Here is a 26,279-nt window from a genome sequence, read left to right on the forward strand (position 1 = left end):
TCCTTATTCCAGCCACAGCAGGTTATCGCCAGGACTGACCGGACGGCCCGCCTGGCAGGCAATCCGCGTCACACGACCGGCCTGCGGGGCTACTATCGCCAGCTCCATCTTCATCGCCTCTACGATAATCAGCGTCTGCCCGGCGCTGACCTCGTCGCCCGGCTGCACCAGCACTTTCCAGATGTTGCCATTGAGATCCGCCTGCACCGCCAGCCCGTTCTCCTCCTCTTCGCTGACGCTGGCGCGCGTTTCATCTTCCGGCGGCGCGTTCTGCTCCTCCTGCGCCCATAGCTGCACTTCCTGTTCAAAGGCGGCGGCCTGGCGCTGGCGGAACGCTGCAATTTCAGCGGCGTGGTCGGCGAGGAACTGCTGGTGGGCGGCAAAATCAAACTGCGTCTCTTCAATACGCAGGCTGGCGCGGCCTTCGCGGAAATCTTCGCGCAGCTGGGTCAGTTCGGTTTCACTCACCGGATAGAAGCGCACCTGATCGAAGAAGCGCAGCAGCCACGGCGCATCGGTAGCGAACTGCGGGTTTTTCAGGAAGGTATTCCAGATGGGCAGCGTGCGGCCCACCAGCTGATAGCCGCCGGGCGAATCCATGCCGTAGATGCACATGTACATGCCGCCGATCCCTACGGTGCCTTCGGCGGTGAAGGTGCGCGCCGGACTGTATTTGGAACTCAGCAGGCGATGGCGTGGATCGATCGGAACAGCACAGGGTGCGCCAAGGTAGACGTCGCCCAGCCCCAGCACCAGATAGCTGGCGTTGAACAGGGTGTCGCGCACCTCATCGCGGCTGCTTAAGCCATTAATCCGCTGGATAAAGTCCACGTTGTCAGGCAGCCAGGGGGCGCTGGCACGCACCGTCTCCTGATAGCGGCTGACGGCACCCAGCGTGGCGCTGTCTTCAAATGCCATCGGCATCCACACCACGCGGGAGGGCACTTTCAGCGTGCTGACGTCGCCCAGCGTCGCTTCCAGCGCCAGCAGCAGCGACATCAGCCCGGACTGGTTAATGATGCGGCTGTCGTAGCGCACCTGCAGCGAACGCACGCCAGGCGACAGCTCTTCTACGCCAGGCTCCGCCTGCGCCGTCAGCGCATTCATCAGCAGATGGACACGCAGACGCAGCGCCAGATCCAGTACGTTGTCGCCATACTCAATCAGCACATATTTGTCGCCCGCCTGGCGATAGACCACTTTCGGCGTGCTGGCGGTGGCCTCCAGAGCGGCCAGAATCGTGGCGGAGCCGTGGGCAGTTTCGGCCAGTGACGGCACGGCAAACGTGGGCGGATGCTCAGGCCGCAATGTCTCAATCAGATGCATCTGCGCTTTTTCCCGCGCCAGCGCATCGTCTGCGGTGATGGGGTGGAAGCGGATGGTGTCGCCAGGTTTAACCTGGCCCACTTTCCACAGCTCGGCTTTGGCGATAGTCACCGGACAGACAAAGCCGCCGAGGCTTGGGCCGTCGTGCGTCAGGATCACCGGGAAGTCGCCGGTAAAATTGACCGCGCCAATGGCATATTCACAGTCGTGAACGTTGGAGGGATGCAGGCCCGCTTCGCCGCCGTTGGCGCGGGTCCAGGTCGGTTTCGGGCCGACCAGCCGTACGCCGAGACGGTTGGAGTTGTAGTGCACCTGCCAGTCGCTGGCAAAGAACGCATCGATGGCGGCCTGGGTGAAGAAATCCGGTGCGCCGTGCGGGCCGTAGAGCACGCCGATGCGCCACTCGCTGCCGTAGTGCGGAATCAGCGCCGCATCGAGCGGCTGCGGATCGCTGACCGGGGCAGGCGTGGTGCAGGCTGCCCGCTCAGGCTGGGAGATCGCCAGCATATCTGCAACCCGCAGGGTGCGTCCGGCGTGACCGCCAAACTGGCCCAGCGAAAAGGTGCTGCGGCTGCCAAGATACTCCGGCACGTCGAAGCCGTTACGCACTGCCAGATAGCTGCGGCAGCCCGTCCGGGCGCGTCCCAGCGCCAGAGTCTGTCCCGCTTTCACCGCCAGCGGCTGCCAGTAGCTGACCGGTTCGCCCTCCAGCGTGGCATCGCAGTCAGCACCGGTCAGCGCCACGATGGCATCACAATGGAAACGCAGCGTCGGCCCCTGCAGGGTAAATTCCAGCCCCGCCGCCGCGTCATGATTACCGACGATGCGGTTAGCCAGCCGGAAAGCGAAGTCATCCATCGGGCCGGAAGGTGGCACGCCGATATCCCAGTAGCCGAGGCGGCCAGGATAGTCCTGAACCGAACTGAAGGTACCGGGTTGCAACACTTCCACCACGGAGGAGGCAGGCACCACGCTGTCAAGGTAACGCGTCCAGACGTTGCCGCTGCGAAACGCGTCGCTGGTGGTAATCTGGCGCAGATAGTCGAGGTTGGTGGCGATACCGTGCAGCTGAGTGGCATCCAGCGCATGGTGAAGTTTTTCCAGAGCAGCATCGCGGGTGTCGGCATGCACGATCAGTTTGGCGATCATCGGATCGTAGAAGCTGGAGACCTCGCTGCCGGTTTCGATGCCGCTGTCGACCCGCACGCCGTCAGGGAAAGTTACGCCGGTTAGCAGGCCGGGGCTGGGCTGAAAGTTCTTCAGTGGATCTTCCGCATAGAGCCGCACTTCAATGGCTGCGCCCTGCGGCGACTGCTGCAGACGTGACCAGTCAACCGCATCGCCCGCCGCCACCTGCAACATGCACTCCACCAGATCGAGTCCGGTGACGCACTCAGTGACCGGATGCTCCACCTGCAGGCGGGTGTTCACTTCCAGAAAGTAAAAGGCCTGCTGGTCGACGTCGTAGATATACTCCACGGTGCCTGCGCTGCGGTAGTTGACCCGCTCGCCGAGTCGCACCGCCGAGGCGAGCAGGGCGTCACGCGTCGCCGGAGACAGACCGGGCGCGGGCGTCTCTTCCACCACCTTTTGATTGCGGCGCTGCAGTGAGCAGTCGCGTTCACCCAGCGCGACCACAGTGCCGTTACCGTCACCAAAAATCTGCACTTCTACGTGGCGGGCGCGATCGATGCAGCGCTCCAGAAACACGCCCGCATCACTGAAGAATTGCTCGCCAAGACGGCGTACGCTCTCCCAGGCGCTGGCGAGCGCGCTGGCGTCGGCGCAGCGCGTCAGGCCAATGCCGCCGCCGCCCGCCGTGCTTTTCAGCATCACCGGATAGCCGATCTTATCGGCCGCCTGCATCGCCTCCTCCAGCGACGCAAGCAGCGGTGTGCCTGGCGTCATCGGTACACCTGCACTGGCTGCCAGCTCACGGGCACGGTGTTTAAGGCCGAACTCACCAATCTGCTGCGCGGTGGGGCCGACAAAGGCGATGCCCGCCGCTTCGCAGGCTTCGGCAAACGGCTGGCTTTCTGAAAGAAAACCGTAGCCCGGCCAGATAGCCTGCGCGCCGCTCTGCTGAGCCGCCGCCAGAATTTTGTCGATGCGCAGATAGCTGTCGCTGGCCTTATCGCCGCCCAGCGCGATAGCGATATCCGCCTGCTTAACGTGCTGCGCGTTGCGGTCAGCATCTGAATAGACCGCGACACTTTTGACGCCCAGGCGCTTCAGCGTCCGAATGGCGCGACAGGCAATTTCGCCGCGGTTGGCAATCAGTACGGTGGTGAACATAATCAGTGACTCCCCTGTGATGCCAGCCAGTTGCGCCAGCCGCCCGTCTCAGTAATCTCCAGCGCGTTGTTCAGCGCCGCGCCTTCGCAGATAAAGCCTTTCACCACCCGGCCATCCGCCAGCGTCAGGCTGCCGATGCCCAGCGGTGCGGGAATCTCCGCCACAAACTCACCAAAGCGCGCCAGCGGGATATCCCACAGCTCCACGGTGATAGCGGCGCCCTGTTCGTCACGCATCAGGCCGGGTTTTTTGATCGCGCCCTCCAGCAGGGCAAACAGGCGATAGTGTGGCGCGGTCTTCGTCTCTTCCACCCAGACGGCATGGCGATCGGTGAGCTGGAAATTAAGCGGCATTCCGGTGAGATGCGCGCCCACTACCGCCAGCCGGACATGGTCGGCGGAGGCGGGCAGGCTGGTACGCCAGGCAGGGCAAGGCTGACCGGTCGCGCCCAGCGGCAGGGCGAGCTGCTGCTGCCAGCGAATGCCAAATTCAGCCAGCGCCCGATCGTGCCAGGCGGGCGCAATCAGCGTGATGCCTGCCGGGAGATCGTCATTGCGGAACGGTGCGGGCAGCGCCAGCGCGGCGAGGTCGGCAAGGTTGGTAAAGTTGGTATAGGTGCCGAACTGCGAGTTGTAGTGAATCGGCTCCTGCTTCATCTCCTCCAGGGTATGAATCGTGGGCGAGGTCGGCACCACCAGCGCGTCAAACTGTGCCAGCGTCTGCTGAATCTGGCGCGTCAGTTCGGCTCGCAGATACTCCGCCTTATAGGCATCGACTGCGCTGTATTTCAGGCCGCTGGCGATAATCTCGTGTACCACCGGATCCATCTCCGCCGGGCGATCGAGCATCCCGCCCACCGCCGCCGTGCGTTCAGCGACCCAGGCACCGTAGTAAAGCTGTTCAGCCAGCTTCCGGAACGGGGTGAAGTCGATGGGGTGCAGCGTCACGCCACCCGCCTGCAACGCCTCCAGTGCCTGGTCCCAGGCGGCTTCGGCGGCGGCATCATCAAAAAACTCCGGGTTCAAAGGTACAGCAAAATGGGGATGGACGGGCAGGCTGGCCGGGGCGGTGCGCGGATTAATGCGCGAATAGGCGTCACCGGCATCATAGCCACCCATGACGCTGGCGACGCTAAAGGCATCTTCTGCCGTCAGCGCAAACACGGAAATCGTGTCGTTGAGGCGGCAGGCGGGCACCACGCCGCGTGCAGAGAACCAGCCCTTGGTCGGTTTCAGTCCGACAATGTTGTTAAAGCCCGCCGGAACGCGGCCCGATCCCGCAGTATCGGTGCCCAGTGAAAAGGCGACCAGCCCGCGCGCCAGCACCGACGCGGAGCCGGAGCTGGAGCCGCCACTGACGTAATCGGCATCAAAGGTGTTACTGACCGCGCCAAACGGGGAGCGGGTGCCCACCAGGCCGGTAGCGAACTGATCGAGGTTGGTTTTGCCGATGACTATCGCGCCGGCGGCTTTAAGCCGGGCGACCGCTACCGCGTCTTCGCTGGCGGTATAGGTAAAGGCGGGGCAGGCGGCGCTGGTCGGCCAGCCCGCCACATCAATGTTGTCTTTGACGGCGAAGGGAACACCAAACAGCGGCAGCGAGCCGGGATCGCGCTGATAGTGCGCCAGCAGGGGCTCAATCTGTGCCGCTAACTGCTCCGGTGTCGCCAGATAAATCCAGGCATTATCCTGAGGATCGAGTGCCGCCAGGTGTGCGCTCAGTAGCGAAGTAATCTGTTGCGGCGCCTGCTGATAGCGCTGCTGCCAGGCGTGAAGCGTCAGGCCAAAGGTTGAAGTCATACGAAGAATTCCAGCTGGTATACAAGATGGAATTCAACAGAGCAAAGGCTGTGCCACTTTTTTAACGCAATGATTCAACAGTTTAATGCGTGCAGTGATAAGATTTTCTGATGATAATTTGCACAATTACGGCGCGCACGCTGAGCGATGACGGTGCGTTTACCTTTCGTGTGCGTAAATTTTGTGAAGAACATGGCAAGAGTCCGGTGGCCTGGTTAGCATGAAGACTGTCTGGCAACTCGCCGGCCCCAGCAACAGAGGAGATTTACGTGGTGAAGTGGCGTAACTGGATAATAGGGATCTGCATGGCCGGCACGGCCAGCAGCGCATGGGCCGATTCGCTTGATCAACAACGGCAACGTTATCAACAAATTAAACAGGCCTGGGACAGCAATCAGATGGCCACCGTGGATCAGCTGTTGCCCACGCTACAGGATTATCCGCTCTATCCTTATCTGCAATATCGCCTGCTGGCACAGGATCTCGATCAGGAGACCACCCTGGCGGTACAGAACTTTATTCGCCAGTATCCAACGTTGCCACCCGCGCGTTCGCTCAGCACACGCTTTATTAATGTGCTGGCTTACCGACAGGACTGGCAGGGTGTGCTGAACTTCAGTCCGACCGAACCTAAGCCGGTGCAGGCACGCTGTAACTGGTATTACGCCAAATGGGCTACCGGTCAGCAGCAGGCCGCGTTTGACGGCGCGAAGCAGATCTGGCTGCGCGGCACGGCGCTGCCCGCGGACTGCGATAAGCTCTTTTCGGTCTGGCAGGCGTCCGGTCAGATTTCGCCGATTACGATCCTGGAGCGTATCCGGCTGGCGATGAAAGCAGGCAACGACAGTCTGGTGAGCTATCTGGCGAAAACGTTGCCTACTGACTATCAGACCATGTCTGACGCGATACAGGCTCTGCAGCAGGATCCGTTAACGGTCAGCACCTTCGCCAGCGCCGTCGGGCCAACCGACTTTACCCGCCAGGCGACGATTTACGCCTTTACGCGTGTGGCGCGGCAGGACATGGAAAATGCCCGCAGCCTGATTCCGATCCTGGTCCGGGCGCAGAAGATGGGACCGGAAGATGAGCAGGCGCTGAAGGAGATTGTGGTCTGGCGCATGATGGGCAGCGATCTCACCTCTGAGCAGGCACGCTGGCGCGATGCGGTGGTGATGAACAGCGAGTCCACCGCGCTGGTAGAACGCCGGGTACGACTGGCACTCTCTCAGCATGACCGACGCGGCCTCAACACCTGGATCGCCCGTCTGCCGCTGGAAGCCAAAGAGAAAGATGAGTGGCAGTACTGGCAGGCCGATCTGCTGTTTGAGAAAGATCGCAAAGAGGAAGCGGAAGAGATCCTGCGCAAACTGATGCAGGCGCGTGGCTTCTATCCAATGGTGGCCGCGCAGCGGCTGGGCGTTGACTACCCGTTGCAGGTGGATGAAGCGCCGAAGCCTGACAGTGCCACGGTGCAGGGACCGGAGCTGGCCCGCGTTCGCGAGCTGATGTACTGGGGTCTGGATAACCTGGCGCGCAGCGAGTGGAGCAATCTGATCGGCAGCCGCACGCACACGCAGCAGCAGATGCTGGCGCGCTACGCCAATGAGCAGGACTGGTGGGATCTCAGCGTACAGGCGACCATCACTGCCAAAATGTGGGACAGCCTGAAAGAGCGTTTCCCGCTGGCGTGGCAGAGCGTCTATGAGCGCAACACCGCGGTGAAGCAGATCCCGCCGAGCTATGCGATGGCGATTTCGCGTCAGGAGAGCGCCTGGAATCCGAAAGCGCGTTCACCGGTCGGCGCCAGCGGTCTGATGCAGATTATGCCTGCCACGGCGGCGCATACCGTGAAGATGTACAACATCCCTGGCTACAGCAACACCAGCCAGCTGCTCGATCCGGAAACCAATATTCAGATCGGCACCCAGTATCTGGAATATGTCTATCAGCAGTTCAACCAGAACCGGATATTCGCCTCGGCGGCCTACAATGCCGGGCCGGGCCGGGTGCGAAGCTGGCAGAAAACCAGTGCAGGCAATCTTGATGCCGTCGCGTTTATCGAGACCATCCCGTTCTCTGAAACGCGTGGCTATGTGAAGAATGTGCTGGCGTACGACGCCTACTATCGTCACTTCATGGGCAAGCCTGACAAGATCCTGTCAGATGCTGAGTGGAATCGCCGTTACTAGCTGTGCTAAGCTTCCGTACTCTTTAGCGAGTACGGAAGCCTCTTCATGACCCATTCTGATTCCCCCTCTACCGATGCGCATCCGGCAGAAGATAGCTGGCAGCGCTTTGTCGTGCTGATGCAGCAGGCCTTTGCTGATGGTCATGCGCTGCCACTGATGCAACTGATGATGACGCCCGACGAGCGGGAAGCGTTCGGCACCCGTCTGCGGATTATCGAAGAGTTAATGAACGGCAAGATGAGCCAGCGCGAGCTGAAAAATGAGCTCGGCGTTGGCATCGCGACCATTACCCGTGGCTCGAACAGCCTGAAAGAGGCGCCGCCGGAGCTGAAACGCTGGCTGGAAGCGCGTCTGGGACGCGCCTGATCACTGCTGGTAAAGCGGATGGATGAACGGGCAGAGCGCCAGAATCAGTGCCTGATGATAGACACTGGAGCGGCTGAGCAGGCCGTTTGTGAACGCCCCGATAGCGCCACCCTGGTGTTTGATATTTTCGATGCCGGTTAACCGCGCCATCTCGTCGCCCAGCTCCCGCCCTTCACGCAGACCCGCCAGCACCACCGGCGGCAGGGTGAAACTGGCCGAGCGCGATTCGCCGCGCTGCTTCTGATTTTCTACCACCATCCAGGCAAATGCGCTGTCATCTTCGATGCCCGCCTCAATCGCTACCCAGAACGCCGCTTCTGGCCGGACCTGCCGGGCATTCATTACGCGCTGACGTGCGCCAGTTCGCGTTTCGAGATGAGTTAACGGTTGTGCTGCTACGCCGCTATCGACCTCGACCCCTTCAATATGGCAGGATCCCTCGCCGAAAACGTCGTTGAATGCCTGAGCAATCGCATGAATTTTCGCTGGATTGGTGGTGGCTGCGACAACATGGTACATAATTGGTTGAACCCTCAGGTGATTAAGCGCCTGGCCCATCGGGCTGTTTGATTTGTCATTCTGAACCCGGGCAGTGCTCACAATCCTCACGTACTTCCTGTACGCGCCGGATGTTTCGCGCTCTCCGTGTGCAGACTGACTGCAACAATGACGCCTGATGGGGTAAGCTCTAAAGCGATTTTTGTCGCAGTATAACGGAAACTAACATGCTACAGGTCTATCTTGTTCGTCACGGTGAAACGGTATGGAATGCGGAGCGTCGCATTCAGGGTCAGTCCGACAGTCCGCTGACGGAAAAAGGTGAGCAGCAAGCCTGGCAGGTGGGTGAGCGCGTGAAACATCTGGGCATTACGCACATTATTGCCAGCGATCTGGGGCGTACGCGCCGCACTGCAGAGATTATTGCGGATGCCTGCGGCTGCTCAGTAACGCTTGATCCGCGGTTGCGTGAGCTGAATATGGGGGTGCTGGAGAAGCGTCCGCTGGATGGCTTAACCGCGGAAGAAGAGCAGTGGCGTGCCACGCTGGTCAACGGCACCGAAGGGGGCCGTATTCCTGAAGGGGAGTCGATGACTGAGATGGCGACGCGCATGCATGCCGCGCTGAATGCCTGTCTTGATCTTCCAGCCGGAAGCCGTCCACTGCTCGTCAGTCACGGTATGGCGCTGGGGGCGCTGGTCAGCACGATTCTCGGTCTGCCCGCCTATGCGGAACGTCGTCTGCGTCTGCGCAACTGCTCACTCTCACGTGTCGATTATCAGCAGAGCGCCTGGCTGGCAGAAGGCTGGATTGTCGAGACGGCGGGGGATATTTCCCATCTGGATGCGCCTGCACTCGACGAGCTTCAACGCTGATTTACCTGAGGCTGCCGTCGCGATGACGGCAGCCTTAACGTCAGCTGGCTACGGTCTGGCGGCGAATGGGAATCAGATATTCGCAACGGATCTCGGTCGGTGGCTCAGCGCGTTTTTTACCGCCATCGGTATAAAACCGTTCGATGTCCTGTCCCTGACGACGGGTCAGCCCCAGCGTTGGCATGCAGGTGCCATAGAGCAGTAGAATAAACTCCTGCAGATTAACGCGTGGGCCGGTATAGGTGAACTGCACGTAGTCGCCCGCTTCCAGAATTACGCTCTGGCCGGAGTGCAGATTGACCGCGCTGTCAGCAGGCACCGCCGTGGTGTAGAGGATCTCCTGCTCGTCATCTTTTTCCTGGCTGGCTCGCACCTGATGCAGGCCATACAGCACCGGCGGCACCGTGTCGGTTTCCAGCAGGAACTGCTTCCAGAAGTGCATACGCATCTCGTCGCGGTAGCTGGAAATCTGCTCCAGAATACAGGTGTAACTTTGGGTTTGTCCCACCAGCACCGTTTCCGGCAGGGTGACGTAAGCCGGTTCCGGCTGCGTCTCATCGTCCAGCCGAATAGGGGGACGGATACCGAACGAGTTCCATTCGGAAGAGCGGCGATACCACGCTGGTGTCTGAGCAAACTGTTTTTTGAATGCGCGAGTAAAAGTCTGTTGTGAATCAAAACGATACTGCAGTGCGATGTCCAGAATCGGGCGGCTGGTCAGGCGCAGCGCCACGGCGGCTTTAGACAGACGACGCGCACGAATATAGGCACCTATTGCGTGTCCGGTTACGTCTTTAAACATCCTCTGTAAATGCCATTTAGAGTAACCGGCTTTCTGGGCAACATTGTCCAGTGAAAGGGGTTGATCCAGATGGCTCTCCAGCCAGACAAGCAAATCGCGAATGATACCGGCTTGGTCCATAAAACATCCTCATACTCTGGTGGTACAGCTAAACGCATTCGAAGAATATTAGCACTCATTGCTCAAAAGACGTGGGCCGTTTTCCGGGGAAGGTTGTGCTAAATCAGTACGGGCTTAAACCCGTTTTGGTTTGGTCATTAACTCGATTAACAGTACATTACATTCTCATCTATTCCATTTGCAATGGTAACTCCATGACAATATTCCGACTTATGATCGCTGCGCTGACCACGCTGACCTTTTCCAGCCCGCTGTTTGCCGAACAGATTGGCTCTGTTGATACGGTATTCAAGATATTCGGGCCTGACCACAAGATTGTCGTTGAGGCTTTCGATGACCCGGACGTTAAAAATGTAACCTGTTATATCAGCCGGGCGAAAACCGGGGGTATTAAAGGCGGACTGGGTCTGGCAGAAGATACCTCTGATGCCGCGATTTCCTGTCAGCAGGTGGGTCCGGTCGAACTGAGTGATAAAATCGCGCAGGGCAAAGCAGAAGGTGAAGTGGTATTCCGCCAGCGCACCTCATTGATCTTCAAGAAGCTGCAGGTTGTACGCTTCTTCGACAAAAAGCGCAACGCCCTGGTCTATCTGACCTATTCCGATAAAGTGGTTGATGGCTCACCGAAAAATGCGATCAGCGCCGTGCCGATTATGCCGTGGCACTGATTATGCCGTCACACTAAGGACAAAAAAAACGCCCGCAGGGGCGTTTTTAATTTGCCGCGTCTGACAGGGGCTTAATCCTGCAGGTCGCCACAGAAGCGATAACCTTCACCATGAATGGTGGCGATGATCTCTGGCGTGTCCGGCGTTGATTCGAAATGCTTACGAATACGACGGATGGTGACATCGACGGTGCGATCGTGTGGCTTGAGGTCGCGGCCGGTCATTTTTTTCAGCAGATCGGCACGGGTCTGAATCTTGCCCGGGTTTTCGCAGAAGTGCAGCATGGCGCGGAACTCACTGCGTGGCAGTTTGTAGTGCTCGCCGTTCGGGTTGATCAGTGAGCGGCTGTTGATATCCAGCTCCCAACCGTTGAACTTGTAGCTCTCTACCTGACGACGCTCTTCGCCTGGCATGGCCAGATTCATGGTGCGCGACAGCAGGTTGCGGGCACGAATAGTCAGCTCACGCGGATTAAACGGTTTGGTGATGTAGTCGTCAGCGCCAATTTCCAGACCAAGAATTTTATCGACTTCGTTGTCACGGCCGGTCAGGAACATCAGAGCGACATTGGCCTGCTCACGCAGTTCACGGGCCAGCAACAGGCCGTTTTTACCGGGCAGGTTGATGTCCATGATGACCAGGTTAACGTCATTGTCGGTCAGCACCTGATGCATTTCAGCACCATCAGTCGCCTCATACACCACATAACCTTCCGCCTCAAAAATACTCTTGAGGGTATTACGCGTGACCAGTTCGTCTTCAACGATAAGAATGTGCGGGGTCTGCATGTTTAGCTACCTAAAATTTGCCAACAAATTGAAAACAGGGCGTACAGCGGTATGGCGTTCTCCATCATCGAGAGCGGCGGGCCGCGCTGAACCGTTGTGCGAAATCATATTTTGATAAGCCATCTATCAACGTCAACAACAGTATTAGCTCAGCCAGTCAGGATGAAAATTGCATGCCCCGGGCGTTAATGATAATGGCGCATATCCTAACTGTATTAACAGCAACCTAACAGCACCAACTACAACCGATAAGCATAAAAACAACGCTTCGTTGACTTATATCAAATGCAATTGTAGCACGTTAACACTTTTGTGAAAAACTTCTCGCAGATTGCCTGTTTAGCTCACAAAAAGCATCATTTCCGTTACATTTTTTACGCAGCAGGACCAAAATAAAACCCGCCGGAAATCACATTCTATCTCTTTGAAGTTAAATGGATTAATAATGTTTTCTTTAATAAGGCTGGTTTCAGTGATAAAAAGATTCAGGCCATCACTTTTAACCAGTTTTAACATGGTTAACACTGGATTTTCTTATTACCTTCTGGCGACTGAATCATTAACAGCCATGTTAATATGGCGTTATGTTAATGGACCAATGGAATAAATATGCTTTTTCCCCTGATTCTCGTCTCGCCCGCGCGGCCAGAAAATATCGGCGCTGCGGCCCGTGCCATGAAAACCATGGGATTCAGCCAGCTGCGCATCGTTGCCAGTGACGCATGGCAGGATCCCGCCGCGCGCCGGGTAGCACATGGTGCTGGCGAAATTCTCGACAACGTTCAGACCTTTGCAACCCTGGCCGACGCGTTAGCGGACATCGATTTTTCGGTCGCGACCACCGCGCGCAGCCGGGCAAAGTTTCGTTATTACGCCACACCGGAGCAGGTTGAAACGCAACTGCTGGAGAAACGCCAGTGGGTAAACAGTATGGCGCTGGTGTTTGGCCGCGAAGATAGCGGGCTGACCAACGAGGAGCTGGAGCAGGTAGACCTGCTGACCGGCATCCCGATGGCGAATGACTACCCTTCACTCAATCTCGGACAGGCGGTGATGGTCTACTGCTATCAGCTGTCGAAGCTGAATCAGGTTGAGGCACCAAAAGCCTCTGCGGCGGATGGGCAGCAGTTGCAGGCGCTGCGTCAGCGTTTCCATCAGCTGCTGGCGCAACTGGAGGTCAGTGATGATGAGAAGCTGTCAGACTGGATCGATCAGCGGGTGGGTCTGCTGGAACAGCGCGACAGTGCGATGCTGCATCGTCTGCTGCACGATATTGAAAAAAAACTCACAGATAAATCCTCGGCAAAAAGCTGATTTTACAGCAACAGATCGCAGAGAATTTCTGCATCGCAAACGATCGAACAGCGTTTTACGGTTTCACCGGTGGCTGTGCGCAGTGGTGGAAATCTGTCCGCCGGACAAATCGGGTTGACTTAATGTGCGCTTTGCTTTACTTCTGGAAGCAAGACGGACAGACAAAAACAGACAGAAAATAAATCTAAATGCGTAAAATCAGCCTGAACACCACAATTATTACCACCACCATTACCACAGGTAACGGTGCGGGCTGACGCATACAGGAAAAACAGAAAATAAGCCCGCACCTAAACAGTGCGGGCTTTTTTTTCGGCTTAAATTCAGGAGAGTTTATATTATGCGAGTGCTGAAATTCGGCGGGACCTCGGTAGCGAATGCGGAGCGGTTTCTTCGCGTCGCTGACATTCTGGAAAGTAATGCGCAACAAGGACAGGTTGCAACCGTGCTCTCTGCGCCAGCAAAGATCACTAACCATCTGGTGGCGATGATTGAAAAAACCATCAGTGGTCAGGATGCTTTGCCGAATATCAGCGACGCCGAACGCATCTTCAGCGAGCTGTTGCTGGGACTGGCTGACGCGCAGCCGGGCTTTGAGTACGATCGACTGAAAACCCGCGTTGACCTGGAGTTTGCGCAGCTGAAGCAGGTTCTGCACGGTATCAGCCTGCTGGGACAGTGCCCGGACAGCGTCAACGCGGCGATTATCTGCCGCGGTGAAAAACTCTCGATTGCGATCATGGAAGCGCTGCTGCAGGCGCGCGGCCATGAGGTCAGCGTGATCGATCCGGTAGAGAAATTGCTGGCGGTTGGCCACTACCTTGAATCTACTGTCGATATCGCTGAATCAACCCGCCGTATTGAAGCGAGTCAGATTCCGCCGCAGAACATGATCCTGATGGCGGGCTTCACGGCCGGTAACGAGCGAGGCGAGCTGGTCGTACTGGGCCGTAACGGTTCTGACTATTCAGCCGCTGTGCTGGCCGCCTGTCTGCGCGCCGACTGCTGTGAAATCTGGACTGATGTGGATGGCGTCTATACCTGCGATCCGCGTCAGGTGCCGGATGCGCGCCTGCTGAAGTCGATGTCCTATCAGGAGGCGATGGAGCTCTCCTATTTCGGCGCCAAAGTGCTGCATCCCCGCACCATCGCGCCCATTGCCCAGTTCCAGATCCCCTGTCTGATCAAAAACACGGCCAATCCGCAGGCACCCGGCACCCTGATTGGAGCAGAAGGCGAACAGGATGAGAACCCGGTAAAAGGCATCACCAACCTGAATAATATGGCGATGGTCAACGTCTCTGGTCCTGGCATGAAAGGGATGGTCGGGATGGCGGCCAGAGTCTTTGCGGCGATGTCGCGCACCGGCATCTCGGTAGTGCTGATTACCCAATCCTCTTCCGAATACAGCATCAGTTTCTGCGTGCCGCAGAGCGAGTTGGCGCGCGCGCGTCAGGTGCTGGAGGAGGAATTCTATCTGGAGCTGAAAGATGGCCTGCTGGATCCGCTGGATATCATTGAAAACCTGGCGGTGATTTCGGTGGTGGGCGACGGCATGCGCACGCTGCGCGGCATTTCAGCCAAATTCTTCTCGGCGCTGGCGCGCGCCAATATCAATATCGTGGCGATTGCTCAGGGCTCCTCCGAGCGTTCAATCTCGGTGGTGGTGAACAATGATGAAGTGATCACCGGGGTTCGCGTGGTGCATCAGATGCTGTTCGCCACCGATCAGGTGATCGAAGTGTTTGTGGTCGGCGTCGGCGGCGTCGGCGGCGCGCTGCTGGATCAGTTACATCGCCAGCAGGCGTGGCTGAAGAAAAAGCATATCGACCTGCGCGTCTGCGGCATCGCTAACTCCCGTGCGCTGTTAACCCACGTCCACGGCATCGATTTAAGCAACTGGCAGTCGGCATTAGGCGAAGCGAAAGAGCCGTTCAATCTCGGTCGTCTGACCCGTCTGGTGAAAGAGTATCATCTGCTCAATCCGGTGATTGTGGATTGTACTTCCAGCCAGGCGGTCGCCGATCAGTATGCTGATTTTCTCAGCGAAGGTTTCCATGTGGTGACGCCAAACAAAAAGGCCAACACCTCATCCTGGAATTACTATCAGCAGATGCGTGCCGCCGCTGCCAAATCGCGGCGTAAATTCCTTTATGATACCAACGTCGGCGCCGGACTGCCGGTGATCGAAAACCTGCAGAACCTGATGAACGCCGGTGATGAGCTGCTGCGCTTCTCCGGTATCCTCTCTGGTTCGTTGTCCTACATCTTCGGCCAGCTGGATGACGGAATGTCACTGTCGCAGGCGACAACCATGGCGCGTGAAATGGGCTTTACCGAGCCCGATCCGCGTGACGATCTCTCCGGCACCGATGTGGCGCGTAAACTGCTGATCCTGGCCCGTGAAGCGGGTCATCAGCTGGAGCTGAGCGACATTGAGATTGAGCCGCTGCTGCCCGCCAGCCTGACTGAAATCCAGGACATTGAGCAGTTTATGCAGCGTCTGCCTGAGCTGGATAACGCCTTTGCCGCCCGGGTTGCGCAGGCGCAGGATGAAGGCAAAGTATTGCGCTACGTTGGCGTAATTGAAGAGGGTGGCATCTGCAAAGTGAAGATCGACGCCGTCGACGGCAACGATCCACTCTTTAAGGTGAAAAACGGCGAGAATGCGCTGGCGTTTTACAGCCGCTATTATCAACCGATTCCGCTGGTGCTGCGCGGATACGGTGCAGGAAATGATGTCACAGCGGCTGGTGTTTTTGCCGACCTGCTGCGGACGCTGTCATGGAAGTTGGGAGTTTAATCATGGTAAAAATTTACGCACCAGCCTCGATTGGTAACGTCAGCGTCGGCTTCGATGTGCTGGGCGCGGCGGTTTCGCCGGTAGATGGCTCCCTGCTGGGTGACTGCGTCTCCGTGGAAGCGGCAGAGCAGTTTTCACTGACCAACGCCGGACGTTTTGTTAGTAAGCTGCCCACCGATCCAAAAGAGAATATTGTTTACCAGTGCTGGCAGCGTTTCTGCGAGGAACTGGGCAAAGAGATCCCGGTGGCGATGACGCTGGAGAAGAACATGCCCATCGGCTCCGGGCTGGGTTCCAGCGCCTGCTCGGTGGTGGCCGGTTTAATGGCGATGAACGAGTTTTGCGGCAAGCCACTCAGCGACAGCACGTTACTGACCCTGATGGGCGAGCTGGAAGGGCGAATCTCCGGCAGCGTGCACTATGATAATGTCGCCCCTTGCTTCCTCGGCGGCATTCAGCTGATGCTGCAGGAGAATGACATTATCAGCCAGGCGGTGCCGGGCTTTGATGACTGGCTGTGGGTAATGGCCTATCCGGGCATTAAAGTCTCAACCGCAGAAGCGCGCGCCATTTTACCGGCACAGTACCGCAAAGAGGACTGCATCAGGCATGGCCGTTTGCTGGCCGGTTTCATTCACGCCTGCCATACGCGTCAGCCGCAGCTGGCAGCTAAACTTATGCAGGATGTGATTGCCGAACCTTACCGGACCCGGCTGCTGCCAGGCTTCACCGAGGCGCGGCAGGCCGCGAAAGATATTGGCGCACTGGCGTGCGGTATCTCAGGCTCTGGTCCGACACTTTTCGCCGTTTGCAATCAGATGGAAACGGCACAGCGGATGGCTGACTGGCTGAGCCAGCACTATCTGCAGAATGATGAAGGCTTCGTCCATATCTGCCGTCTCGACACGGCTGGCGCACGACAATTGGGATAACGCATGAAACTCTATAATCTTAAGGATCACAACGAGCAGGTCAGCTTCGCCCAGGCGGTGAAACAGGGTCTGGGTTCGCAGCAGGGTCTGTTCTTTCCGCTGGAACTGCCGGAGTTTGAACTGACCGACATCGATGCGATGCTGGAGATGGATTTTGTCAGCCGCAGCAGCAAAATTCTCTCGGCTTTCATTGGTGACGAGATTCCGGCCCAGCAGCTGCATGAGCGTGTTAAAGCCGCTTTTGCTTTTCCGGCCCCGGTGAAAGCCGTCAGCGAAGATATCGCCTGTCTGGAGCTGTTCCACGGCCCGACGCTGGCGTTTAAAGATTTCGGCGGCCGTTTTATGGCGCAGATGCTGTCGTATGTCTCAGGCTCAGATGAGCAGATCACGATCCTCACCGCCACCTCCGGTGATACCGGTGCGGCCGTGGCGCACGCCTTTTACGGCATGAAGAACGTGCGCGTGGTGATCCTCTATCCGCAGGGCAAAATCAGTCCGCTGCAGGAGAAACTCTTCTGTACCCTGGGCGGCAACATCGAAACCATCGCTATCGACGGCGATTTCGATGCCTGCCAGTCGCTGGTGAAACAGGCGTTTGATGATGAAGAGCTGAAGCGGGCGATTGGCCTGAACTCGGCTAACTCCATCAACATCAGCCGCCTGCTGGCGCAGATCTGCTACTACTTTGAAGCAGTCGCACAGCTGCCACAGGAAAAACGTAATCAGCTGGTGGTGTCAGTGCCGAGCGGCAACTTTGGTGATTTGACCGCCGGTCTGCTGGCGAAATCGCTGGGCCTGCCGATCAAACGCTTTATCGCCGCCACCAACGCCAACGACACGGTGCCACGCTTCCTGGGCAACGGCGAGTGGCAGCCCAACCAGACGGTCTCTACGCTGTCGAATGCCATGGATGTCAGCCAGCCTAATAACTGGCCGCGTGTGGAAGAGCTGTTCCGCCGTAAAACCTGGCGCTTAACCGATCTGGCCTGTGGTGCGGTCTCGGATGAGACCACGCGTGCCGCCATGCGTGAACTGGCTGAGATGGGCTACATTTCCGAGCCGCATGCCGCCATCGCCTGGCGTCTGCTGCGCGATCAGCTGCAGGAAGGGGAGTATGGTGTGTTCCTGGGAACCGCGCATCCGGCGAAATTCCGCGAAAGCGTGGAAGCGATCCTTGAGCAGACCCTGACGCTGCCGCCGGAGTTAGCGGAGCGCGCCGACCTGCCGCTGCTGTCGCATCAGATGAAGGGTGATTTCGCCTCGCTGCGGGCGTTCCTGCTGAAGTAAAGCTGTGAAAGGCTTCCCGGTTGCGGGAAGCCTGTTTGTGGAAAGCAGAGTGCGCCGGGGTGTTACTGCTCCGCGCGCTTAAAGACCAGCTCGCTCTCGCTGCTGCTGGCCGCATCAAAACGATAGCCATCCAGATCAAACGCCTTAAGCTGTTCCGGCTTTGTCAGGCGCTGCTGAATCACATAGCGACTCATTAATCCACGCGCCTTTTTGGCATAGAAGCTAATCACTTTGTAACTGCCATTCTTCTCATCGAGGAACACCGGCTTAATCATCTGTGCCTGCAGCGTCTTCGGCTTAACCGCCCGGAAATATTCGTCCGAGGCGAGATTGATCAGCACCTCATCACCCTGTTCCGCCAGCGCGGCATTCAGCGTTTCAGTGATGAGATCGCCCCAGAAGGTGTAGAGATCTTTGCCCGCCGGATTCGCCAGGCGAATGCCCATCTCCAGACGGTAAGGCTGCATTAAATCGAGTGGACGCAGCATGCCATACAGGCCCGATAACATGCGCAGATGCTGCTGAGCAAAATCGAAATCCTGATCGCTGAAGGTCTCTGCCTGTAAACCGGTGTAGACATCACCTTTGAACGCCAGAATTGCCTGACGGGCATTCTGAGGGGAAAAATCGGGCTGCCAGCTGTTAAAGCGCTCGGCATTCAGGTGCGCCAGTTTGTCGCTGATGCCCATTAACGAGGCGATGCTGGCGGGTGACAGCTCGCGCGCAATTTCAATCAGCTGTTGTGACTTTTCTAACAGCGCAGGCTGGGTGAAACGCGATGTCGCCAGCGGGCTTTCATAATCCAGCGTCTTGGCGGGAGAGATCACCATCAACATAGTTGCTTCCTCGGTTAATGCCTGGTTTAACAGGGCATTGGCTGCTTATCAGGCTTCGCAGTGTATCAAAAAAGCCGCAAAGAATGACGAATCACACCTATTTGTTCGCGCTATCGTAAACGGCATTCCCTGACCTTGCGCCACCGTTGCCGCGTGATATTATCGCAACAGCCTTTTTTCACACTGACAGTTAACTAAGAGAAAAGAACATGACGGACAAACTTACCTCCCTGCGTCAGCTCACCACCGTAGTAGCCGACACCGGTGATATTGCAGCCATGAAGCTGTATCAGCCACAAGACGCCACCACCAACCCTTCTCTGATTCTCAACGCCGCGCAAATTCCTGAATACCGTAAACTGATCGATGAAGCGATCGGCTGGGCGCGTGAGCAGAGCAGCAACAAAGAAGAGCAGCTGCAGCTGGTTTCTGACAAGCTGGCCGTGAACATTGGTCTGGAAATTCTCAAACTGATCCCAGGCCGCATCTCGACGGAAGTGGATGCGCGTCTCTCTTACGACACTGAAGGCAGCATCGCCAAAGCCCGCAGCCTGATCAAACTCTACAATGATGCCGGTATCAGCAACGACCGCATCCTGATCAAACTGGCCTCTACCTGGCAGGGCATCCGTGCTGCAGAGCAGCTGGAAAAAGAGGGTATCAACTGTAACCTGACGCTGCTGTTCTCCTTTGCTCAGGCGCGTGCCTGTGCTGAAGCGGGCGTGTTCCTGATCTCTCCGTTTGTTGGCCGTATCCTCGACTGGTACAAAGCCAACACCGACAAGAAAGAGTATGCCGCGCACGAAGATCCAGGCGTGGTTTCAGTTTCTGAAATCTACAACTACTACAAGCAGCACGGCTATGAAACCGTGGTGATGGGCGCCAGCTTCCGTAACGTCGGCGAAATCATCGAGCTGGCTGGCTGTGACCGTCTGACCATTTCTCCTGCCCTGCTGAAAGAGCTGGCGGAGAGCGAAGGCACCCTGGAGCGTAAACTGAGCTACAGCGGCGAAGTGAAAGCGCGTCCGGCGCGCATGACCGAGTCTGAGTTCCTTTGGCAGCACAACCAGGATCCGATGGCGGTTGCGAAGCTGGCAGAAGGTATCCGCAATTTTGCCGTTGATCAGGGCAAACTTGAGAAGATGCTGGCAGAACTGCTGTAATCCGTTGACCGTGGCGGCGCAGGCTGCCACGGTTTTCCCTTTTCCGACCCTTTCACTTTATATTATCCTCTCGGCTATTCCTCTTTTACTCCAACCGCACCGCGGTAAATCACAGCGAAGCTAATCATGAATACATTACGCATTGGCCTGATCTCGGTCTCCGATCGCGCCGCGAACGGCATTTATCAGGATCAGGGTATTCCCGCGCTGGAGAGCTGGCTCGGCAGCGCAATCAGCAGCCCGTTTGAGATTGAGTCCCGACTGGTGCCCGACGAGCAGCCGATGATTGAGCAGGCGATTTGCGAACTGGTCGATGAACGTTTTTGCCATCTGGTGTTAACCACCGGCGGCACCGGTCCGGCCCGACGGGATGTCACGCCCGATGCCACCTTAGCCGTTGCCGATCGGGAAATGCCTGGTTTTGGTGAGCAGATGCGCCAGATCAGCCTGCAGTTCGTGCCGACCGCGATTCTGTCGCGTCAGGTCGGGGTGATCCGCAAGCAGTCGCTGATCCTCAATCTGCCTGGTCAGCCGAAGTCGATCAAAGAGACGCTGGAAGGGCTGAAGGATGCGCAGGGCAACGTAAAAGTTCACGGCATCTTCGCGTCTGTACCTTATTGTTTACAGTTGCTGGAAGGGCCTTACGTCGAAACGCATTCCGGCGTAGTAGCAGCATTTCGGCCTAAAAGCGCGATACGTGAGATAAATAACTAAATATTCCCCATTTCAGGCATAAGCTATAGCCTTGCTGGTGTGGCAAAAGATTGACGGTATAGTAATAAGATCTTTACAACCTTATCTCTTTTGCCTCTGGAATATTATGAATCCGACTCACACTCAGCGTCTGACCAGTAAGGATTACAAGACCCTGGCGCTGGCCGCGCTGGGCGGCGCGCTGGAATTCTACGACTTCATCATCTTCGTCTTCTTCGCCACCGTGATTGGCGAACTCTTTTTCCCTTCGGATATCCCGGAATGGCTGCGTCAGCTGCAGACGTTTGCCATTTTTGCCGCAGGCTATCTGGCTCGTCCGCTGGGCGGCATCGTGATGGCGCATTTTGGCGATAAGCTCGGGCGCAAAAAGATGTTCAGCCTGAGCATTCTGCTGATGGCGCTGCCGACCCTGATGATGGGCGCTTTACCCACCTGGCAGACGATTGGCATTGCTGCGCCACTGCTGATGCTGCTGATGCGGATGTTACAGGGCGCGGCGATTGGCGGTGAAGTGCCGGGCGCCTGGGTGTTTGTCGCGGAACACGTGCCCTATAAACGTATCGGTATCGCCTGCGGCACGCTGACGGCCGGGCTGACCATCGGCATTTTACTGGGTTCGCTGGTGGCCACGCTGATCAATACCTCAATGTCGCAGCAGGCGATCCATGATGGCGGCTGGCGCATCCCGTTCTTCCTCGGCGGCGTGTTCGGGCTGGTCGCGATGTACCTGCGTCGCTGGCTGCATGAGACGCCGGTGTTTATTGAGATGCAGCAGCGTAAAGCGCTGGCTGAAACTCTGCCGCTGAAAACCGTGCTGGCAGAGCATAAAAAGTCGATTGTCATCTCTATGCTGCTGACCTGGCTGCTCTCCGCCTGCATCGTGGTGGTGATCCTGATGTCGCCGGTCTGGCTGCAAAAACAGCAGGGCATCGCGCCCGCGCTGACCCTGCAGGCCAACAGCATCGCTACCGTGATGCTCTGCATTGGCTGCATTATTGCCGGACTCGCTGCCGATCGCTTTGGTGCCAGTCGTACGCTGTGTGCCGGCAGCCTGCTGCTGGCGATCTGTAGCTGGCAGTTTTATCACCTGACCGCCCTCTATCCACAGCAGCTCTTCCTGCTTTATGGCGTGGCGGGACTCAGCGTCGGTATCGTCGGTGTCGTGCCCTTTGTGATGGTGCGCGCCTTTCCGGCAGAAGTGCGTTTTACCGGACTCTCATTTTCCTACAACCTCTCCTATGCGATCTTCGGCGGTCTGACACCCATCTTTGTGTCGCTGCTGATGAACGTCTCAGTGATGGCACCGTGCTGGTATGTGATGGCGCTGGCGGTGGTGGGATTGCTGACGGGGATCTGGCTGCGGCGTGATGTCAGCCACGAGCCTGGCCTGCAGCAGGGGATTAACTCTTTGTAATGCGGGGACGCGGAGCCAGGCTCCGCGTCTTTTTTTATGCGTAAAAGCAGGCTTAAAGCGATTTCGCGCCAATCGGCAGAATGTTGCGGCCAAAGGTTTCGTTCAGCACTTCACCCATCGCCAGATAGCAGGCGCTGGCACCACAGAGTATCCCGACCCAGCCCGCGGACACCACCAGCGCTGGCAGGTGCATAAGATGGGCCACGGCCAGCAGCAGAAACAGCAGCGTGAGCGAGCCGAAAACAAACTGCAGCATCCGCGAACCTTTCAGCGTACCGACGAACATAAACAGCGTGAAGATGCCCCACAGGGCCAGCCAGGCCCCCAGGAAACGTTCGTCAGGCGCTTTCGCCAGTCCCATTTCAGGTAACAGCAGGATCGCCACAAAGCTTAACCAGAACATGCCGTAAGAGGTAAAAGCGGTCAGCCCGAAAGTGTTGTTCTTTTTAAACTCCAGCAGACCGGCCAGCACCTGCGCGATCCCGCCATAAAAAATGCCCATCGCTAAAATCGCCACGTCCATGGCAAACAGGCCCGTGTTATGCAGGTTCAGCAAAATGGTCGTCATGCCAAATCCCATTAATCCCAGCGGGGCAGGGTTAGCCAGCGTTGAATTTGCCATAGTTCCTCGGCAGTAAGATGATCGTTGATGTAATAAACGGATTCCGTCCTGCTCCCTGAGGGGAACAAGGCGACGCATCATATTCAGCGCTGTGGCAGCGTTCTTTGATCCTGACAGGGCCAAAGGTAAAAATTTTTTTTTGGTTTAGCCCTTGATGCGCATCGAAGCGGCCCCATTTACTTGTCATCGAGCGTTGTGAACGTTGGAAAAAAAGCATGTGCTGGCAGTTGAATGCAAACAACCCGCCCACATAAAAGGTTCACAACCCAAATTGGCAACGAATTTAAGTGGGAGATGTTTAGATGGGTAAGATTATTGGTATTGACCTGGGTACAACCAACTCTTGTGTTGCGATCATGGATGGCACTAAAGCACGCGTGCTGGAAAATGCCGAGGGCGATCGCACCACGCCTTCAATTATTGCGTATACACAGGATGGCGAAATTCTGGTCGGTCAACCGGCTAAACGTCAGGCAGTGACCAACCCGCAGAATACCCTGTTCGCAATTAAGCGTCTGATTGGTCGTCGCTTCCAGGACGAAGAAGTACAGCGTGATATTAAAATCATGCCGTACAAAATCACCGGCGCTGACAACGGCGACGCATGGCTGGAAGTGAAAGGTCAGAGAATGGCACCACCGCAGATCTCTGCTGAAGTGCTGAAGAAAATGAAAAAGACCGCCGAAGATTACCTCGGTGAGCCAGTGACTGAAGCCGTGATCACCGTACCGGCTTACTTCAACGATGCGCAGCGTCAGGCGACCAAAGACGCCGGCCGTATCGCGGGTCTGGAAGTCAAACGTATCATTAACGAACCGACTGCTGCTGCACTGGCATACGGTCTGGATAAAGGTCAGGGCAACCGTACCATCGCGGTTTATGACCTGGGTGGCGGTACCTTCGATATCTCAATCATTGAGATCGACGAAGTTGACGGCGAAAAAACCTTTGAAGTTCTGGCGACCAACGGTGACACCCACCTGGGTGGTGAAGACTTCGATAGCCGCCTGATTAACTATCTGGTTGCTGAATTCAAGAAAGACCAGGGCATCGATCTGCACAACGATCCACTGGCGATGCAGCGTCTGAAAGAAGCGGCAGAGAAAGCGAAAATCGAACTTTCTTCTGCACAGCAGACCGACGTTAACCTGCCATACATCACGGCAGATGCGACCGGTCCTAAACACCTGAACATCAAAGTGACCCGCTCTAAACTGGAGTCACTGGTTGAAGATCTGGTTGCTCGCTCAATCGCGCCACTGAAAGTTGCGCTGCAGGATGCCGGTCTGTCTGTTTCAGACATCAACGACGTTATCCTGGTGGGTGGTCAGACTCGTATGCCACTGGTTCAGGCCAAAGTGACTGAGTTCTTCGGTAAAGAGCCACGTAAAGACGTGAACCCGGACGAAGCGGTCGCGGTCGGTGCTGCGGTTCAGGGTGGTGTACTGGGTGGCGACGTGAAAGACGTGCTGCTGCTGGACGTTACCCCGCTGTCACTGGGTATCGAAACCATGGGTGGCGTGATGACTTCGCTGATCAGCAAGAACACCACCATCCCAACCAAGCACAGCCAGGTCTTCTCGACTGCTGAAGATAACCAGTCAGCCGTGACCATTCACGTGCTGCAGGGTGAGCGTAAGCGCGCCAATGACAACAAGTCACTGGGCCAGTTCAACCTCGACGGTATCCAGAACGCGCCACGCGGTCTGCCGCAGATCGAAGTGACCTTCGACATCGATGCGGATGGTATCCTGCACGTGTCGGCGAAAGATAAGAACAGCGGTAAAGAGCAGAAAATCACCATCAAAGCCTCTTCAGGTCTGAGCGATGAAGAGATCCAGAAAATGGTGCGTGATGCGGAAGCGAACGCTGAATCTGACCGCAAGTTCGAAGAGCTGGTACAGACGCGTAACCAGGGTGATCAGATTGCCCACAGCACGCGTAAGCAGCTGGACGAAGCGGGCGACAAACTGTCAGCTGATGACAAAGCGCCAATCGAAGCCGCTCTGGCCGCGCTGGAAACTGCGCTGAGAGGCGAAGACAAAGCGGAAATCGACGCCAAAATGCAGGCGCTGATGGAAGTGTCCGGCAAACTGATAGAAGCAGCACAGCAGTCTCAGGCGGGTGCAGCGGATGCCGGTGACGCGTCAGCGAAGAAAGATGACGACGTTGTCGATGCTGAATTCGAAGAAGTAAAAGACAACAAGAAATAATTGCCCCTGACCGGGCGCGACGGTTGGCCTGACAGCCGTTGAAACCAGCACGGGCGTAGGAGATCTCTCCACGCCCGTGCGATCATGTTAAGGGCTAAATAAACATGGCGAAGAGTGATTACTACGAGATTTTAGGCGTCGCCAAATCCGCGGACGAGCGTGAAATCAAAAAGGCTTACAAACGCCTGGCAATGAAATTTCACCCGGACCGTAATCCCGGTGACAAAGAAGCCGAAGCCAAATTCAAAGAGGTCAAGGAAGCGTACGAAATCCTGACCGATGCGCAGAAGCGTGCGGCCTACGATCAATATGGTCATGCAGCCTTTGAACAGGGCGGTATGGGTGGCGGTGGATACGGCGGCGGCGGCTTTGGTGGCGGCGGCGCAGACTTCAGCGATATCTTTGGCGACGTGTTCGGTGACATCTTTGGTGGTGGACGCCGTCAGCGCGCATCCCGTGGCGCCGATTTACGCTACAACATGGAGCTGTCGCTGGAAGAAGCGGTACGCGGCGTGACCAAAGAGATCCGCATTCCAACGCTGGAAGAGTGTGACGTCTGCCACGGCAGCGGCGCGAAAGCGGGAACGCAGCCACAAACCTGTTCAACCTGTCACGGTGCAGGCCAGGTGCAGATGCGCCAGGGCTTCTTCACCGTTCAGCAGGCCTGTCCGACCTGTCATGGTCGCGGCTCGGTGATTAAAGATCCGTGCAACGCCTGTCATGGTCATGGCCGCGTTGAGAAGTCGAAAACGCTGTCAGTGAAAATCCCGGCAGGGGTCGACACCGGCGATCGCATTCGTCTGAGCGGCGAAGGCGAAGCGGGCGAGCAGGGGGCACCAGCAGGCGATCTCTACGTTCAGGTCTCGGTGAAGAAACACCCGATCTTCGAACGTGAAGAGAACAATCTCTACTGTGAAGTGCCGATCAACTTTGCGATGGCAGCGCTGGGCGGTGAGATTGAAGTACCGACCCTGGATGGTCGCGTGAAGCTGAAAGTGCCGTCAGAAACTCAGACCGGCAAGCTGTTCCGCATGCGCGGACGTGGCGTGAAATCTGTGCGTGGCGGCGCGGTCGGCGATCTGCTGTGTCGTGTCGTGGTGGAAACACCGGTCAGCCTGAATGAGAAACAGAAAGCGCTGTTGCGTGAACTGGAAGAGAGTTTTGGCGGTCCGAGCGGCGAGCATAACAGCCCACGCTCCAAGAGCTTTTTCGATGGCGTGAAAAAATTCTTTGATGATCTGACTCGTTAAGTCTG

At 57.1% G+C, this 26,279-nt stretch carries 21 protein-coding genes and 1 other annotated feature; of the genes, 14 read left to right on the forward strand and 7 right to left on the reverse strand.

The genetic code is table 11. The features are described from left to right. Positions 1-3: 3 nt before the first annotated feature. Both uca and atzF read right to left on the reverse strand, forming a co-directional pair. Positions 4-3,621 carry an urea carboxylase gene (gene uca / locus EPG66_RS21470; protein ID WP_182688055.1) on the reverse strand — a complete coding sequence of 1,206 codons (3,618 nt, stop codon included), beginning with the start codon at positions 3,619-3,621 and terminating at the stop codon, positions 4-6. Positions 3,622-3,623: 2 nt separating this feature from the next. Next, on the reverse strand, positions 3,624-5,420 hold the full coding sequence (gene atzF / locus EPG66_RS21475) for an allophanate hydrolase (protein ID WP_031594481.1): 1,797 nt from the start codon (positions 5,418-5,420) through the stop codon (positions 3,624-3,626). Positions 5,421-5,689: 269 nt separating this feature from the next. On the opposite strand from atzF, the gene sltY reads away from it, so the two are divergent. Both sltY and trpR read left to right on the forward strand, forming a co-directional pair. After that, a complete protein-coding gene (sltY, locus tag EPG66_RS21480; RefSeq protein ID WP_033756501.1) occupies positions 5,690-7,609 on the forward strand; it encodes a murein transglycosylase in 1,920 nt (639 codons plus the stop codon). A 45-nt stretch (positions 7,610-7,654) separates the two neighbouring features. Next, positions 7,655-7,975, forward strand: a complete 321-nt coding sequence (gene trpR / locus EPG66_RS21485; RefSeq protein ID WP_031594483.1) for a trp operon repressor — start codon at positions 7,655-7,657, stop codon at positions 7,973-7,975. Here trpR and yjjX read toward each other — a convergent pair whose 3' ends face one another. Then, a complete protein-coding gene (gene yjjX / locus EPG66_RS21490) occupies positions 7,976-8,494 on the reverse strand; it encodes an inosine/xanthosine triphosphatase (RefSeq protein WP_010671697.1) in 519 nt (172 codons plus the stop codon). Between the two features lie 206 nt (positions 8,495-8,700). On the opposite strand from yjjX, the gene gpmB reads away from it, so the two are divergent. Next, entirely contained in the window at positions 8,701-9,348 is a 648-nt protein-coding gene (gene gpmB, locus EPG66_RS21495; RefSeq protein ID WP_010253664.1) for a 2,3-diphosphoglycerate-dependent phosphoglycerate mutase GpmB, read from the forward strand. Between the two features lie 40 nt (positions 9,349-9,388). Here gpmB and robA read toward each other — a convergent pair whose 3' ends face one another. Continuing rightward, a complete protein-coding gene (gene robA / locus EPG66_RS21500) occupies positions 9,389-10,270 on the reverse strand; it encodes an MDR efflux pump AcrAB transcriptional activator RobA (protein WP_031594485.1) in 882 nt (293 codons plus the stop codon). A 194-nt stretch (positions 10,271-10,464) separates the two neighbouring features. On the opposite strand from robA, the gene creA reads away from it, so the two are divergent. Beyond that, positions 10,465-10,938 carry a protein CreA gene (gene creA, locus EPG66_RS21505; protein WP_010253671.1) on the forward strand — a complete coding sequence of 158 codons (474 nt, stop codon included), beginning with the start codon at positions 10,465-10,467 and terminating at the stop codon, positions 10,936-10,938. 71 nt (positions 10,939-11,009) lie between these two features. On the opposite strand, the gene arcA is transcribed toward creA, so the two are convergent. Next, positions 11,010-11,726 (reverse strand): two-component system response regulator ArcA, encoded by a 717-nt coding sequence (arcA, locus tag EPG66_RS21510; protein ID WP_010253677.1) that lies wholly within the window; start codon positions 11,724-11,726, stop codon positions 11,010-11,012. Positions 11,727-12,335: 609 nt separating this feature from the next. On the opposite strand from arcA, the gene EPG66_RS21515 reads away from it, so the two are divergent. The 5 genes from EPG66_RS21515 to thrC all read left to right on the forward strand — a co-directional run bounded on the left by EPG66_RS21515 (position 12,336) and on the right by thrC (position 18,062). Further along, a complete protein-coding gene (locus tag EPG66_RS21515; protein ID WP_069025805.1) occupies positions 12,336-13,040 on the forward strand; it encodes a tRNA/rRNA methyltransferase in 705 nt (234 codons plus the stop codon). Between the two features lie 188 nt (positions 13,041-13,228). Next, entirely contained in the window at positions 13,229-13,297 is a 69-nt protein-coding gene (gene thrL / locus EPG66_RS21520) for a thr operon leader peptide (RefSeq protein ID WP_071591720.1), read from the forward strand. Beyond that, positions 13,236-13,354: a sequence feature (Thr leader region), on the forward strand. It overlaps the preceding gene by 62 nt. A 26-nt stretch (positions 13,355-13,380) precedes the next feature. Next, complete coding sequence (thrA, locus tag EPG66_RS21525) at positions 13,381-15,843, forward strand: bifunctional aspartate kinase/homoserine dehydrogenase I (protein ID WP_069025806.1); 2,463 nt, start codon at positions 13,381-13,383, stop codon at positions 15,841-15,843. Positions 15,844-15,845: 2 nt separating this feature from the next. Continuing rightward, positions 15,846-16,775, forward strand: coding sequence for a homoserine kinase (gene thrB, locus EPG66_RS21530; RefSeq protein WP_182688057.1), 930 nt, complete (start codon positions 15,846-15,848; stop codon positions 16,773-16,775). Between the two features lie 3 nt (positions 16,776-16,778). Beyond that, positions 16,779-18,062, forward strand: coding sequence for a threonine synthase (gene thrC / locus EPG66_RS21535; RefSeq protein ID WP_069025808.1), 1,284 nt, complete (start codon positions 16,779-16,781; stop codon positions 18,060-18,062). Positions 18,063-18,124: 62 nt separating this feature from the next. On the opposite strand, the gene yaaA is transcribed toward thrC, so the two are convergent. After that, complete coding sequence (yaaA, locus tag EPG66_RS21540) at positions 18,125-18,898, reverse strand: peroxide stress protein YaaA (RefSeq protein WP_182688059.1); 774 nt, start codon at positions 18,896-18,898, stop codon at positions 18,125-18,127. Between the two features lie 209 nt (positions 18,899-19,107). On the opposite strand from yaaA, the gene tal reads away from it, so the two are divergent. The 3 genes from tal (at position 19,108) to EPG66_RS21555 (ending at position 22,189) form a co-directional block, all read left to right on the forward strand. After that, complete coding sequence (tal, locus tag EPG66_RS21545) at positions 19,108-20,061, forward strand: transaldolase (RefSeq protein ID WP_013356716.1); 954 nt, start codon at positions 19,108-19,110, stop codon at positions 20,059-20,061. 126 nt (positions 20,062-20,187) lie between these two features. Beyond that, on the forward strand, positions 20,188-20,775 hold the full coding sequence (mog, locus tag EPG66_RS21550) for a molybdopterin adenylyltransferase (RefSeq protein ID WP_031593942.1): 588 nt from the start codon (positions 20,188-20,190) through the stop codon (positions 20,773-20,775). Between the two features lie 106 nt (positions 20,776-20,881). Beyond that, positions 20,882-22,189 (forward strand): MFS transporter, encoded by a 1,308-nt coding sequence (locus tag EPG66_RS21555; protein ID WP_182688060.1) that lies wholly within the window; start codon positions 20,882-20,884, stop codon positions 22,187-22,189. 52 nt (positions 22,190-22,241) lie between these two features. Here EPG66_RS21555 and satP read toward each other — a convergent pair whose 3' ends face one another. After that, positions 22,242-22,811, reverse strand: coding sequence for an acetate uptake transporter (gene satP, locus EPG66_RS21560; protein WP_143789936.1), 570 nt, complete (start codon positions 22,809-22,811; stop codon positions 22,242-22,244). A 302-nt stretch (positions 22,812-23,113) separates the two neighbouring features. Between satP and dnaK the strand changes: the two genes are divergently transcribed. Together dnaK and dnaJ are read left to right on the forward strand one after the other, a co-directional pair. Further along, positions 23,114-25,024 (forward strand): molecular chaperone DnaK, encoded by a 1,911-nt coding sequence (dnaK, locus tag EPG66_RS21565; RefSeq protein ID WP_182688071.1) that lies wholly within the window; start codon positions 23,114-23,116, stop codon positions 25,022-25,024. A gap of 104 nt (positions 25,025-25,128) precedes the next feature. Continuing rightward, the gene (gene dnaJ / locus EPG66_RS21570) at positions 25,129-26,274 is read left to right on the forward strand and encodes a molecular chaperone DnaJ (RefSeq protein ID WP_010253699.1); all 1,146 of its coding nucleotides are present in this window, start codon (positions 25,129-25,131) and stop codon (positions 26,272-26,274) included. Positions 26,275-26,279: the final 5 nt, after the last annotated feature.

Origin of the sequence: Pantoea pleuroti, assembly GCF_014156615.1 — a bacterium.
Taxonomy (GTDB): Bacteria; Pseudomonadota; Gammaproteobacteria; order Enterobacterales; family Enterobacteriaceae; genus Pantoea; species Pantoea agglomerans.

Bases quoted from the DNA above. Each gene is read 5' to 3' on its own strand.
- uca (WP_182688055.1), bottom strand. From the start codon at position 3,621: ATGTTCACCACCGTACTGATTGCCAACCGCGGCGAAATTGCCTGTCGC.
- atzF (WP_031594481.1), bottom strand. From the start codon at position 5,420: ATGACTTCAACCTTTGGCCTGACGCTTCACGCCTGGCAGCAGCGCTAT.
- trpR (WP_031594483.1), top strand. From the start codon at position 7,655: ATGACCCATTCTGATTCCCCCTCTACCGATGCGCATCCGGCAGAAGAT.
- yjjX (WP_010671697.1), bottom strand. From the start codon at position 8,494: ATGTACCATGTTGTCGCAGCCACCACCAATCCAGCGAAAATTCATGCG.
- gpmB (WP_010253664.1), top strand. From the start codon at position 8,701: ATGCTACAGGTCTATCTTGTTCGTCACGGTGAAACGGTATGGAATGCG.
- robA (WP_031594485.1), bottom strand. From the start codon at position 10,270: ATGGACCAAGCCGGTATCATTCGCGATTTGCTTGTCTGGCTGGAGAGC.
- creA (WP_010253671.1), top strand. From the start codon at position 10,465: ATGACAATATTCCGACTTATGATCGCTGCGCTGACCACGCTGACCTTT.
- arcA (WP_010253677.1), bottom strand. From the start codon at position 11,726: ATGCAGACCCCGCACATTCTTATCGTTGAAGACGAACTGGTCACGCGT.
- EPG66_RS21515 (WP_069025805.1), top strand. From the start codon at position 12,336: ATGCTTTTTCCCCTGATTCTCGTCTCGCCCGCGCGGCCAGAAAATATC.
- thrA (WP_069025806.1), top strand. From the start codon at position 13,381: ATGCGAGTGCTGAAATTCGGCGGGACCTCGGTAGCGAATGCGGAGCGG.
- thrB (WP_182688057.1), top strand. From the start codon at position 15,846: ATGGTAAAAATTTACGCACCAGCCTCGATTGGTAACGTCAGCGTCGGC.
- thrC (WP_069025808.1), top strand. From the start codon at position 16,779: ATGAAACTCTATAATCTTAAGGATCACAACGAGCAGGTCAGCTTCGCC.
- yaaA (WP_182688059.1), bottom strand. From the start codon at position 18,898: ATGTTGATGGTGATCTCTCCCGCCAAGACGCTGGATTATGAAAGCCCG.
- tal (WP_013356716.1), top strand. From the start codon at position 19,108: ATGACGGACAAACTTACCTCCCTGCGTCAGCTCACCACCGTAGTAGCC.
- mog (WP_031593942.1), top strand. From the start codon at position 20,188: ATGAATACATTACGCATTGGCCTGATCTCGGTCTCCGATCGCGCCGCG.
- EPG66_RS21555 (WP_182688060.1), top strand. From the start codon at position 20,882: ATGAATCCGACTCACACTCAGCGTCTGACCAGTAAGGATTACAAGACC.
- satP (WP_143789936.1), bottom strand. From the start codon at position 22,811: ATGGCAAATTCAACGCTGGCTAACCCTGCCCCGCTGGGATTAATGGGA.
- dnaK (WP_182688071.1), top strand. From the start codon at position 23,114: ATGGGTAAGATTATTGGTATTGACCTGGGTACAACCAACTCTTGTGTT.
- dnaJ (WP_010253699.1), top strand. From the start codon at position 25,129: ATGGCGAAGAGTGATTACTACGAGATTTTAGGCGTCGCCAAATCCGCG.